Source organism: Mesorhizobium sp. M0923 (assembly GCF_040319365.1).
In the GTDB taxonomy this organism is placed as follows: Bacteria; Pseudomonadota; Alphaproteobacteria; order Rhizobiales; family Rhizobiaceae; genus Mesorhizobium.
The window spans coordinates 210,940-223,381 of record NZ_JAMYNW010000009.1; the positions used below are offsets into that span (position 1 = coordinate 210,940).

Genomic DNA, 12,442 nt, shown 5'->3' on the forward strand with positions numbered 1-12,442 from the left:
AGACGTTCAACAATGACCCAGCACGCAGAAAACGCTCGAATTCTCATGTACAGCCACGACACGTTCGGGCTCGGCCATTTGCAGCGCTGCCGGACTATCGCGCATTCGCTGGTCGAGGATTTCCGCGGACTTCAGGTGCTTATCATTTCGGGTGCGACTATCGCTGGCGCCTTCGACTACCGCGCCCGTGTCGACTTCGTGAAGATCCCCAGCGTCATCAAGCTGCGCAACGGCGAATACACCTCGCTGGAAAAGGACATCGATCTGCATGAGACGCTAAGGATGCGCCAGTCGATCATCCGCCATACAGCTGAGACCTTCCGGCCGGATATCTTCATCGTCGACAAGGAACCGCTCGGCCTGCGCGGTGAGATCGAGGACACGCTGTCCTACCTCAAGACGCGGGGCACCACTCTCGTGCTTGGCCTGCGCGAGGTAATGGATGCGCCGCATCTGCTCGAAGCAGAGTGGGCACGCAGGGATGTGATGCGCAAGATAGGCCTGTTCTACGACAAGGTCTGGGCCTATGGCCCGCCGGATTTCTACGATCCGTTGACCGGCTTGGATGTGCCGCCGGCTGTCAGGGCAAAGATGAGGTTCGTCGGTTTCCTGCAACGGAGCCTGCAGCGGAACGAGTTGCCCGGCCACCGGCCCGAGGGCGACTATATCCTCGTTACTACCGGTGGCGGCGGTGACGGCGCCGAACTGATCCACGACGTCATCGATGCCTATCAGCAGGATCCGCAATTGCAGCATAGGGCCCTGATCGTGCTTGGGCCTTACATGCCGGCGCGCAAGCGCAACAAGCTGCTCAAGAAGGGGTCCAAGATCCCCTACATCAAGATCATCGAGTTCGACAACCGCATGGAAGACCTGATTGCCGGCGCCAAGGCGGTAGTGGCGATGGGCGGTTACAACACCTATTGCGAGATACTGTCTTTCGACAAGCCGGCGCTGATCGTGCCGCGCGTCGAGCCCCGCCAGGAACAACTGATCCGCGCTCGGCGCGCAGCCGAACTTGGCCTCATCGAGATGCTTTTGCCGGAGGAAGCCAAGGATTCCCAGCGGTTTGCCGATGCACTGGTGGCGCTGCCGGACCGGCCCCACCCATCACAGAGCAATCCGCATCTGACGCTGGAAGGGCTGCCTCATATTTCCGAAATCGTCGCGGAACTGCTCGACCGGCGGGCCGGCCATCACCTTTCGGTCATTGAAGGAATGACCTGAGTTGCAACATCGCAAGATCGTCGTGGTTCTGAAGGGCTATCCGCGGCTGTCCGAAACCTTCATCGCGCAGGAATTGCTCGGTCTGGAGCGTGCAGGGTTCGACCTGATACTCGTCGCGCTCAGGCGGCCGACCGACGAAAAACGCCACCCCGTGCATGACGAGATCAAAGCGCCGGTCCATTATCTGCCGGAATATCTGCATGAAGAGCCGCTGCGCGTGCTTCGCTCGCTGTTTGCCTATCTGCTGCGGCCGTGCTTCTGGCGCACGCTCGGATCGCTGGCTGCCGATCTCCCCCACGACTTTACGCGCAATCGCGCGCGCCGCTTCGGGCAAGCGCTCGTGCTGGCGGCCGAATGGCCGGAAGACGCGGGCTGGCTGCATGCACATTTCGCGCACACACCGGCATCGGTGACGCGCTATGCCAGCCAGCTTCGTGGCCTGCCCTGGACCTGCTCGGCCCATGCCAAGGACATCTGGACTTCGGCGGACTGGGATCTGGCCGGCAAGCTTTCCTCGGCGCGCTGGACGGTCACCTGCACGAAAACCGGCTTCGACCGTCTGAAAAAACTCGCTAACGGCAACTCGTCTATACATCTGAGCTATCATGGGCTCGACCTTGATCGCTTCGGCAGTTTCGGCGAGGCGCGAAAGCAGCATGACGGCTCGGCGCCGGACGAACCGGTTGTCGTTCTGAGTGTCGGGCGCGCCGTTGAAAAGAAAGGTTACGATACGTTGCTGCAGGCCCTTGCCCTGTTGCCCGGTGATTTGGCGTGGCGTTTCGAGCATATCGGCGGCGGCGAGGAACTGGAGCGGTTCAAGGCGCTGGCGCAAAAGCTCGGACTGGATGGTCGCGTCTCTTGGAAAGGCGCGCTTGCGCAGGAGGAAGTGCTTGAGCACTACCGCCGCGCCGACATCTTCGCCCTGGCCTGCAGGATCACCGCAAATGGCGATCGTGACGGTCTGCCGAATGTTCTGGTGGAGGCGGCCAGCCAGCGGCTTGCCTGCGTGTCGACCGATATTTCCGGCGTGCCGGAGCTTTTATCGCCGGATGAAACCGGGCTGCTGGTTCCGACGGAAAACCCAATTGCCCTGGCACAGGCGCTGGAGCGCCTGATCCGTGATCCCGTACTGCGCGCCCGCCTCGGCGACGCCGCAGAGCGGCGCGTGCGCGGCAATTTCGATCATATGGCAAGCATTGGACAGCTCAAGGAACTGTTCGAGCGGGAGTGGCGGGCCGCCGAATGAAGCGGCTGCGCGCTTTCTTCTATGTCCAGCACCTGCTCGGCATCGGCCATCTTGCGCGCGCCAGCCGCATTGCGGCGGCTCTGGTCGATGACGGGTTTGACGTGACCGTCGTGACCGGCGGAGCGCCGATCGCCGGGTTTCCGGGACTCGGTGTAAAATCTGTAATCCTGCCACCTGTCACCTCCGGTGATGAAGGATTTTCCGGACTTGTCGACCTGGAGGGCAACCCGATCGACGATGATTTCAAGAAATGGCGTTCAGAGATGCTGCTGCAGGCATTCCGGGATTGCAGGCCTGATATCGTCATTCTCGAGGCGTTTCCATTTGGACGCCGACAGATGCGTTTCGAACTCTTGCCGCTGATCGAGGCCATCGACGCGACGTCGCCCAGACCGCTGCTGGCGACGTCCGTCCGTGACATCCTTCAGGAGCGCGTCAAGCCGGGCCGAAACGAGGAAACGGTCGATCTCATCAACAGGCATTTCGACCTTGTTATGGTCCACGGCGATCCGGCGTTCGCAACCATCGACAAGACATTTCCGCTGGCTGGGACGATCAGGGCCGAGGTCACCTACACAGGGCTCGTTGCCGCGCCGCCCTCACCCGCGGCCTCCGAGCGCTTCGACGTTCTGGTGTCGGTTGGCGGCGGGGCTGCCGGAAAGAGCCTTGTCAGCTCCACGATCGCAGCGGCGCGGAATGCCAACAACGCTCGGAAATGGTGTTTGATCACCGGCCCAAACCTGCCGAAAGACGAATTTGACGCGATCGCACGCGATGCCACGCCGGGCCTGTCCATCTTCCGGTTCCGCGAGGATTTCGCCAGCCTGCTGACAGGCGCCCGCCTGTCAGTCTCGCAGGCGGGTTACAACACGGTCTGCGATGTCCTGCGCGCGGGTTGTCGCTCCCTGCTCGTTCCATTTGCAGCCGGCGGGGAAACCGAACAGACGGTTCGCGCCCTGATGCTCGAAGAACTCGGTCTTGCAACGGTGCTGATGGAAAAGGACCTAACGCCTGAAGGTTTGGCGCAAGCGATCGAACAGGCGCTTGTGAGACCGACGCCATCCGCGCATCGTCTCGATCTGGAAGGCGCGCGTCGCTCCGCGCAAATCCTGCACGAGCGGTATCGAACATGGTCCCTAAAAGTGGAGCCCGGTTTCGGAAAAGCTCATGATCAAACAGACGATAGATCCTAGTCCTACTGCGTTACTGACTCAGTAGGACTAACGCACGTCGCGTCTGGTGAGTTTCGTGCGACGCGCTTCAAGTCCTGTTTTATGCATGTCGTTGTCCGAAAACCGCTACGCACTTTTGGGCGAAATACATTAAACAGTTCCAATCAGCATGAAGCGCGTATAATTTTTTGTCGGCAGTTCGCCGGAGAACCGCACCTCCCTTAGCGCCGCCATTGCTTCGAAGGTTGCAAGTGAAGCCACGCAGTTGATGTGCGTCGGCTCGCTGAAATAATCGTTCGATTGCAGCAGTACATTCGTGCCCCGCGGAAGCAGAGCAAGCCAGGCGCGCAGATCGGCTATGTGTTCGCAGCTCGTATTGACTATCAGGTCGGGCCGGACGGCCGCATAGTCGAGTGCGTACATATCTGCCGTTAGCGCCCGGAACCGGTCGCCGGCTTCCCGGTTGAGGGTCCGGGCGACCGGCGCGACTTCGGGATCGATGTCGATGCTATCGACCGCCGCGATGTCGAAGCGGGCGTCGTTGAAAAGCATTGCCGGCAATACGCCGTACCATCCACCCAGAACCCATATGCGCCCGAACCGGCCGCCGCAGCTTTCGAACAGCCTGTCGAGCGCCCACATCTTGCAGGCGACCTGCTTGTGGTTGAAGGCGTTGGCGATATCGGCCTTCGGATGCTTGGTGACGACGCGCGCCAGCCCTGCCACGAGAGGGCAGTTGACATAAGCAGCAATTCCCCGCGTGAGGTCCAAGGCTTGCTCGTGCCAGTCCATACCGGCATTGCGTGGTTGCGTGACATCCATCATATTTGTCTTGTATGTTGGGATTTCGGGCGACACAACGCAATCTTGCCTCCCGCAAGACTGTTTGATTCCGCGGACGTGATTATGCTGCAAGCCGCTTGGCTATTGCCCGGTGCCGGAGAGAGCCTGTTGCATCTGTCCGGATCATCGGCGTCCATCCGCCAGCACCAGCCGCCCAGCTGCGGCCTCGTGCTGCTCGGCTATTCGCCAACGCCCTGCGGAAGCCGCGAACCGTCTGGCCAGCTGCCTTCTTCGCTGATCAACAATGCCCATGTCGTTGTCATCGACCATGCGCCGGAACTGGATCGCGCCGCCTCGCAGGTTCCTTGCATCGTTGAGCGCAGGACAATGTCCGTGCACTGCAGCTTCGACTTTGTCGTTGGCGACGAAGAAATTGCCGATACGCCATTCGCCAGCAGGTGCGTTTACATCCTGCATCCTTTCAACTGAAGGGTCCGCAGTCGCATATGGAACCCAGCCTAGCCCGCTACATCTGGACGCACACCAAGAAGCAGCAGCTCTGGATATTGATGATCGTCGTGCTTTCGATGGTCCCGTATTTCATGTCCTTCGACCTACCGAAGCTGATCGTCAACGGCCCGATCCAAGGTAGGGGCTTCGAGCAACCGGGCGCGACCCAGCCATTCATGAGGCTACACTATAACCTGCCGTTCATTGGAGAGGTCCAGTTCTTCTCCGGTTTTCAGCTCGACCGCAAGGAGACCCTGTTTGCCCTGAGCCTTGTGTTCCTCTTGCTAGTCGTCATCAACGGCCTGTTCAAATTCTACATCAACACCTACAAGGGCCGCCTCGGCGAACGCATGCTGCGACGTATCCGCTTCGATCTGGTGGACCGTGTGCTGCGTTTTCCGCCGGTCTACTTCAAGCGGGTGAAATCCGCCGAAGTGGCGACCATGGTGAAGGACGAGGTAGAGCCGCTGGGCGGCTTCATCGGCGACGCCTTCCTGCAGCCGGTACTGCTCGGCGGCCAGGCGGTGACGGCCATGCTGTTCATCATGATCCAGAACGTCTGGCTCGGAATGATAGCGGTCGTGATCGTGGTGATCCAGATCGTACTCATCCCGCGAATGCGGCGGCGGCTGATCGTGCTCGGGCGCCAACGGCAGTTGACGGCGCGCGCGCTTTCGGGCCGGGTTGGCGAAATCGTCGACGGCATCGGCGCGGTTCACGTCCACGATACATCAAACTACGAGCGCGCCGACATAGCTGCCCGGCTCGGGCTCATCTTCAAGATCCGCTTCGATCTTTACCAATGGAAATTCATGGTGAAGTTCCTCAACAATTTTCTCGCGCAGCTCACGCCCTTTCTGTTCTATATGATCGGCGGGTATCTGGTCATCCAGGGGAGGCTGGACGTCGGCCAGCTCGTGGCCGTGATCGGCGCCTACAAGGACCTGCCCGGACCGATGAAGGAACTGATCGACTGGGATCAGGATCGGCAGGATGTCCAGGTCAAATATCAACAGGTCGTTGAACAGTTCACCGTCGAGGGTCTCATCGCGCCGAAAATCGGGGCATTGACGATCGACGATCCTGATCCGATGACCAATCCCCTATCGGCGATCAATCTGTCTATAGCAGACGATGGCGGTGCAATGCTCCTCAACCGTATCTCCCTCCAGGTCAAGCCGGGTGAGACGGTGGCGCTGGTCAGTACCGCAACAGGTGGAGCGGAGGCGCTTGCAGAAGCCTTCGCGCGGCTGAACTGGCCGGACAGCGGAAGGGTCGCTTCGGGTACCGACGACCTGCTTGAACTTCCCGAGGCAGTGACCGGCCGGCGCATGTCCTATGCCTCGTCGGATGTTTTCCTGTTCCAGGCAAGCCTCCGCGACAACCTGCTCTACGGGTTGAAGCATGCGCCGCTGACATCGGTGCCTTATGACGGTGCCGCGGCAGACCAGCACCGCTGGAATATCCACGAGGCGCGCCGGTCGGGCAATCCGGATCTCGATATCCACAGCGACTGGATCAACTATGCTTCCGCCGGGGCTACCGGCCCGCACGACCTCTTTGAAGCCGTGCGCCGGGTGCTCGACGCGGTTGTTCTGTCGCGCGACATTCTGGATCTCGGCTTGCGCTCTTCGGCCGACCTCACGCGTCACACGGAGCTTGCCAGGCGGATCGTTGAACTGCGTGCGGCGCTGCGAACCCGGCTGGAACAAGAGGGGCTGAGCGGACTGGTGGTTCCTTTCGAACCGGGCGCCTACAACAAGGAAGCAACGATCGGCCAAAACCTGCTCTTCGGCGCTGCCGCCGGCCCCGAACTGGCCGACAGGGCCCTGGCGGCCAATCCCTATTTTGCTTCTGTGCTGAGGCAAGCCGGCCTCGACCGCACGCTCTACGAAATGGGCTTGGAGATCGCCAAACAGGCGATCGAGCTGTTTGCCGACCTGCCGCCCGATCACCAGTTCTTCCAGCAGCTCGCCTTCATGAGCGCCGAGGAGATACCCGCCTACGAAACCTTGCTACAACGGCTCAAGAACCGTCCTCACGAGGCGGTTTCAGAGAACGATCGCGCCATGATCGTCACCTTGAGCTTTGCCTACATCGAGCCCCGGCATCGCTTCGGCCTGCTGAGCGACGAGCTGATGAGCAAGATCGTCGCTGCACGCAGCCGGTTCTATGAAAACCTGCCGCCCGAACTGCAAAATGCGGTCGAACGGTATGACCCTGCCAAATACATTGCCGCGGCCACCGTCATGGATAACGTCCTGTTCGGGCGTGTGGGCAACAACCATCCCGACGCACCGGACCGCATACGCTCCATCGTCTATGACATTCTTGACGAACTGGGGCTTTATGCCGAACTTCTGGATGTCGGCCTGGACTTCAACGTCGGCTCCGGCGGCAGGCGGCTGACCGGTGGACAGCGACAGAAGCTCGATGTTGCCCGGGCCCTGCTCAAGCGTCCCGATTTTCTCATTCTCAACCGGCCACTTTCGGCGCTCGACCAGCGCATGCAGGATAAGGTGCTGCGAAACGTGCTCGAGGAAGCCAGGCGCGACGGCCATTCGCCGGCAATTGTATGGGTCGTGACGAATCCGGCAATGGCGATGATGTTCGATCGCGTTATCGTCTTCGACTCGGGTCAATTGGCGGAAGACGGAACACACGAGACACTTTTGGCAGGGAACGGTATCTTCAAGGAACTGTTGTCATAGAGCAACGGACATTCAGATGGGATCATTCTGCCGGTGCACGACATCGGGCTCGCCACCTTTCGCGTGGTTTGTCTCGCCGTCTCGAAAAGAGAATTGATTCCATCTGGGCGTCCGTTGCTCTAGTCTGGCAAACGCGAATTTTGGAAGGTTTGCGACAATGCTGCTCAAGGATGAAGTTGGAATGCTGCAACGCGTTCCCTTGTTCTCTGCCATCGAGCCGACAAAGCTCAAGCTGCTTGCGTTCACATCCGATCGTGTGAGCTACAGCGCCGGCCAGATCCTTTTCCGGCAGGGCGACGAGGGAGACGCCGCCTATGTCATCCTTTCAGGCAGGGCGGATATTCTTGTCGATTCCGACAGCGGACCGATAAAAGTTGCCGAACTGGAGCCAAATTCGATCGTTGGCGAGATCGCCATATTGTGCAACAGCTCCCGCACTGCCACCGTCAGAGCGGCAAGTCCGCTGGAAGTCCTGAGAATCCGCAAGGATCATTTCCTGAGGCTTATGAGGGAGTTCCCGGAAATGACCATCGAGATATTGCGGGTTCTTGCCGATCGCCTAAGCCATACAACCGCGGATCTGATCGACGCACGAAGCGCCAAATAACGAAGGACGTGCGCTCGATCCTCGCCGTCGTGACGGCACTGTCCTCTCGCTGAGAAGATCACCCGGAGAAAGCCTGTCTCGCCTAGCAGCAGTTGTTTGGATATGATGGGCGAAGGGGTAGCATGGACGACAACGTTTTCCTGGTCAGGTTTTGGGGTGTCCGCGGCAGCATTTCGGTATCAGGGCCAGAATTCTCTCGCTATGGCGGCAACTCAATCTGCGTCGAGATGCGATGCGGTAAGCATACGCTTCTGTTCGACGCAGGCTCTGGCCTACGGCCTGCCGGCGCGGCGCTTCAGGCGTTGGGCGTCACCGATTTCGACCTGCTTTTCACCCATTGCCATTACGATCACATCATCGGGCTGCCGTCTTTTGCGCCGATCTATGACCGGGGCGCCAAGGTTACGCTTTGGTCCGGGCATCTTGCAGGACACATGACCACCCGGCAGATGATCGATGAGTTCATGCGGCCGCCGTGGTTTCCGGTGAAACTGGAGATCAGCAAGGCAAGCCTCGACTATCGCGATTTCGTATCCGGAGACGTGCTTCGCCCGCGCGAAGGGGTGGTGGTCCGAACCGGCAGTCTTATCCATCCGGGCGGCTGCATAGGCTACCGGGTCGAATGGGGCGGCCGCGTCGTGGCGGTGATCACAGACACTGAGCACGAGCCGGACAAACTCGATCAGACGGTGCTCGGCCTGATCGAAGATGCCGACCTCGTCATTTACGATTGCACCTACACCGAGGAGGAAATGGAACGCCGCCGCGGTTACGGGCACTCGACATGGCAACAGGGCGTCAAGCTCTGTGAGGCGGCCGGTGCGCGGGGGCTTGCGCTGTTTCACCACGATCCGACACGCACCGACAAGGAACTGGACAAGATCGAGAAACTGGCCAAGGACAGGTTTACCGGCGCTTTTGCCGCGCGGGATGGCCAGACGCTCAAACTTCCAGTCTCATTGCGCAAAAAGCGCTGAGCTATTTTCCTCTAGAGCGCTTCACCGTTTCACAGAAACGGCGAAGCGCTCTATCTCTTTGTTTTGACGCAATTCCAGACGGAAAATCGTTCACACTTTTCCTGGAATTGCTCTACCGGCGCTGCGCCCGATCAATGTCCTGATCGGAAGCCATGCGCAGGCTTCAGTCCGTGCGGTGACGGCGAACAGCCGTTCGAGGAAAAGCCAGGCCGATTCATCGTGTACGAGATGGTGGGTGAGCAGACCGACCGGTTCGCCGCCATCGAATGCATGCTGCAATTGCGCGATGATAGCCTGAACCAATAGGCCGTGATCGCGGCAGCCGCGCGTGCCATGCCAATCCATGATGTCGACATTGCTGTTGATGACCGCCAGTGAAGCACGCCTCGGCGGCCCATAGACCGACAATGCCGCAAATCCTATCGATCCAAGGTCGGATACCAGGCCGGCGTCGATCCTGTTCCAGGGTGGCACCAGCATCGGAACGGTACGTGCGCCGTGCAGGCCGGTTACGTGCGACAGCCCGCGAGCCAGATCATTGAGCACCGCCTCGCGTGGCCGATGCGCGCCGAGCTCCTGCTTTTTCTGGTCCTCGGGCGCATGATTTCGGTGCGCCCAGCCATGGATGGCGACCGTGGCATGCGGCGCCTCGTCAAGCCGGACGACAAGCTTCTCATCAGTCAGGGCCGGAATGACGGCCAGAGTCACCGGAACCGCGAATTCACCGGTGAGGTCGAGCAGCCGATCAAGCGCAGGCGTCGGATCCACGGCGTCATCGTCGCGCAGCCAAAACTCTGCCTTGCGATCTGCCCGTTGCCGGCACGCCAGTTCTTCCACCAAGGGCTGCCAGATCTGATCGGATGTCATGAAACCGGGATCTTCGCAAGGAGTTCGGCCAGCCGCGCCACTGCAGCACCGAGGGAACGTTCTTCGAGGATGAAACGTCTGGCTTCCGCGCCCATGATGGTTCTTTCGTCGTTACGGGCCAGAAGCCTTTCAATGGCAGAAGCGAACGCCGCCACATCGCCCGGCGGGGTGAGAAACCCGGTCTGGCCATCCCGCACGACCTCCGGCACGCCGGCGATGTCCTGAGCCACCACCGGAAGGCCGGCGGCCTGTGCTTCAAGATAGGCAACGCCATAGGCCTCGCCGCAACCCGGCCAGACGTAGATTCCCCCACTGTAGAGGACATCCGGCACGGCGGCTGGCTCAATCGCGCCAAGCCATTCGATACGGGCGGCGGGCAAGCCGGCGAATTGCGCTTTGACCTCGTCACGGGCAGGCCCATCCCCGACGACCAACATGGTCCAGGGCAGGTGGCCGATCGGACCGAGCGCTTGCGCCAGCATGCGATAGCTTTCGACTTTGTCGCCCGGGCGCATCATGGCGACGGTAACGAGGCGCGTCGGACAACTCCGTGCCGGCGTTTCCCGGAATACCGATGTGTCGATGAAGGGCGAAAGCATGCCGAAAGCGGCGTCGGGAATCGCATCTGCCAGTCCCTGACGATCCCTTTGCGTGAAGCAGATGTTCAGCGCTGCCTGTTCGACGGCTCGCGCCACCAACGCTTGCGTATCGGCCCACAAACCGGTGTTGCGCCGCCTCGAATAGGAGGCTTCCGCTGTCACATAGGGGACACCAAAGGCCAACGCCAGCTCGGGCCCGATCAGGTCGGGCGCCTTGTAATAGGGATGATAGGTGAACCACAGACCGGGCTTGCCGTCACGATCCCAAAGCCTTGCCAGCCGCGCGGCTTCCTCCCGGGCCTCGATCTTGAGCGCGTCGAAACTTTTCGAATCCGGTTCGCGTAGATAGAAGCGTAATTCGGATGCTAGTTCGACGCTATGCCCTCCATGCTCCAGCGCCTTGACCAGCATCCGTGCCATCTGGCGGTCGCCGGAGGCAACGGGATGATTGGGCGACTTCAGCGGCGCGTAGAAGGCAATTCGCATCGCCGGACCCTATCATCGGAAAGCCAGCGCAAGTCAATTTCGAAGCATGATCGACTTCACCTTCAAGCAGTGGAATGTGCTATCTGATGCTCATGGAAACAGCTGCCGCGTCCGATCCGTTTGTCGCTTCCCTGCCGGTCTTCGCAAAGTTCGAAAGCGTTGCCGATATCGATAACTATCGGCCTCTCCCCGATGGCTGGGCGCTGGCCACCGCCGACATCGTCGGCTCGACCAAGGCGATCGGGGCTGGGCGCTATAAAACCGTCAATATGGCCGGTGCCAGCGTCATTTCGGCGCTGCTCAATGCGCTGGGTCGGCAAGATCTTCCCTTTGTCTTCGGCGGCGACGGCGCGCTCGTGGCATTTCCCGGCTCGGCGCTGGAGATCACCCGCAACGCGCTGGCGGCTGTCCAGAGATGGGTGGCGGACGAACTCGACCTGACCTTGCGTGCCGCAATCGTGCCGATAAAGGATATCAGAGCGCAAGGCCTCGACGTTCGCGTGGCGAGGTTCCAGGCCTCCGAAGCGGTCTTCTATGCCATGTTCGCCGGCGGTGGCGGCAGTTGGGCGGAAGCCGAGATGAAAGCGGGGCGCTACCGCATCGATCCAGCGCCGGCCGGCGCGCGGCCGGATCTGACCGGCCTCTCGTGCCGCTGGAACCCGATCGAAGCCCGGAATGGCGAAATCGTCTCGATCATAGCCATACCGGGGGCGTCGCGCGACTTGCGCGGTTTTCAGTTTCTGGTTTCCGACATCATCGCCCTTGCCGGCAGGCAGGAACGCGATGGCCACCCGGTGCCGATGAACGGACCGGACTACAGTTTGCTGCCCGCCGGCCTCGATATCGAGGCGCGCGCCACGGCGCCGGCAGGACGGCGATGGCTGTCGAAGCTGTGGATAGTGTTCCTGATGACGCTTACGGCTGTTACCGATAGATATGGCTGGACGATCGGCAAATTCGATCCGAAGATCTACAAACGCGACGTGGCCAGCAATTCGGATTTCCGGAAGTTCGACGACGGCTTGAAGATGACCATCGACGTTGACGCGGATGTGTTGCAACGGATCGAGAACCGGCTGAAACAGGCGGAAGAAGCGGGCATCTGCAACTATGGCCTGCACCGCCAGAAATCGGCCTTGATGACATGCCTCGTCGCCTCGCCGCTGCAGCGCGATCACGTTCATTTCATCGATGGCGCCGCCGGCGGCTATGCGATGGCTGCAGCAAGCCTGAAGGCGAAGGTGCCGGTCTGACAGC

The 12,442-nt window shown here is 60.5% G+C and carries 11 protein-coding genes; 8 read left to right on the plus strand and 3 right to left on the minus strand.

The genetic code is table 11. From position 1 onward, the window contains the following. Positions 1–12 precede the first annotated feature (12 nt). The 3 genes from NKH89_RS17895 to NKH89_RS17905 are packed head-to-tail and all read left to right on the plus strand — an operon-like array spanning position 13 to position 3,666. Positions 13–1,227: a glycosyltransferase family protein gene (locus NKH89_RS17895; protein ID WP_023716538.1), complete on the plus strand. Its 1,215-nt coding sequence runs from the start codon at positions 13–15 to the stop codon at positions 1,225–1,227. A 1-nt stretch (position 1,228) separates the two neighbouring features. Beyond that, a complete protein-coding gene (locus tag NKH89_RS17900; RefSeq protein ID WP_352482310.1) occupies positions 1,229–2,473 on the plus strand; it encodes a glycosyltransferase in 1,245 nt (414 codons plus the stop codon). Next, the gene (locus tag NKH89_RS17905; protein ID WP_352482311.1) at positions 2,470–3,666 is read left to right on the plus strand and encodes a glycosyltransferase family protein; all 1,197 of its coding nucleotides are present in this window, start codon (positions 2,470–2,472) and stop codon (positions 3,664–3,666) included. Before NKH89_RS17900 ends, NKH89_RS17905 begins: the two co-directional genes overlap by 4 nt. A gap of 129 nt (positions 3,667–3,795) precedes the next feature. On the opposite strand, the gene NKH89_RS17910 is transcribed toward NKH89_RS17905, so the two are convergent. Continuing rightward, positions 3,796–4,467 (minus strand): class I SAM-dependent methyltransferase, encoded by a 672-nt coding sequence (locus NKH89_RS17910; protein WP_031193291.1) that lies wholly within the window; start codon positions 4,465–4,467, stop codon positions 3,796–3,798. A gap of 189 nt (positions 4,468–4,656) precedes the next feature. Between NKH89_RS17910 and NKH89_RS17915 the strand changes: the two genes are divergently transcribed. The 4 genes from NKH89_RS17915 to NKH89_RS17930 all read left to right on the plus strand — a co-directional run bounded on the left by NKH89_RS17915 (position 4,657) and on the right by NKH89_RS17930 (position 9,233). After that, on the plus strand, positions 4,657–4,917 hold the full coding sequence (locus NKH89_RS17915; protein ID WP_156947991.1) for a hypothetical protein: 261 nt from the start codon (positions 4,657–4,659) through the stop codon (positions 4,915–4,917). Positions 4,918–4,934: 17 nt separating this feature from the next. Then, positions 4,935–7,649: an ABC transporter transmembrane domain-containing protein gene (locus NKH89_RS17920; protein ID WP_352909440.1), complete on the plus strand. Its 2,715-nt coding sequence runs from the start codon at positions 4,935–4,937 to the stop codon at positions 7,647–7,649. Positions 7,650–7,806: 157 nt separating this feature from the next. Beyond that, a complete protein-coding gene (locus NKH89_RS17925; protein ID WP_254023581.1) occupies positions 7,807–8,256 on the plus strand; it encodes a cyclic nucleotide-binding domain-containing protein in 450 nt (149 codons plus the stop codon). 122 nt (positions 8,257–8,378) lie between these two features. Then, on the plus strand, positions 8,379–9,233 hold the full coding sequence (locus NKH89_RS17930) for an MBL fold metallo-hydrolase (RefSeq protein ID WP_352482314.1): 855 nt from the start codon (positions 8,379–8,381) through the stop codon (positions 9,231–9,233). A gap of 90 nt (positions 9,234–9,323) precedes the next feature. Here the strand turns inward: NKH89_RS17930 and NKH89_RS17935 are convergent, their stop codons facing one another. Continuing rightward, positions 9,324–10,100, minus strand: a complete 777-nt coding sequence (locus NKH89_RS17935; RefSeq protein ID WP_352590461.1) for a polysaccharide deacetylase family protein — start codon at positions 10,098–10,100, stop codon at positions 9,324–9,326. Continuing rightward, positions 10,097–11,185 (minus strand): glycosyltransferase family 4 protein, encoded by a 1,089-nt coding sequence (locus NKH89_RS17940; RefSeq protein WP_352855291.1) that lies wholly within the window; start codon positions 11,183–11,185, stop codon positions 10,097–10,099. The genes NKH89_RS17935 and NKH89_RS17940 overlap by 4 nt, the downstream gene beginning before the upstream one ends. 92 nt (positions 11,186–11,277) lie before the next feature. Here NKH89_RS17940 and NKH89_RS17945 point away from each other — a divergent pair, with 92 nt between their 5' ends. Next, a complete protein-coding gene (locus NKH89_RS17945) occupies positions 11,278–12,438 on the plus strand; it encodes a DUF3095 domain-containing protein (RefSeq protein ID WP_352909454.1) in 1,161 nt (386 codons plus the stop codon). The last annotated feature ends 4 nt before the right edge of the window (positions 12,439–12,442 follow it).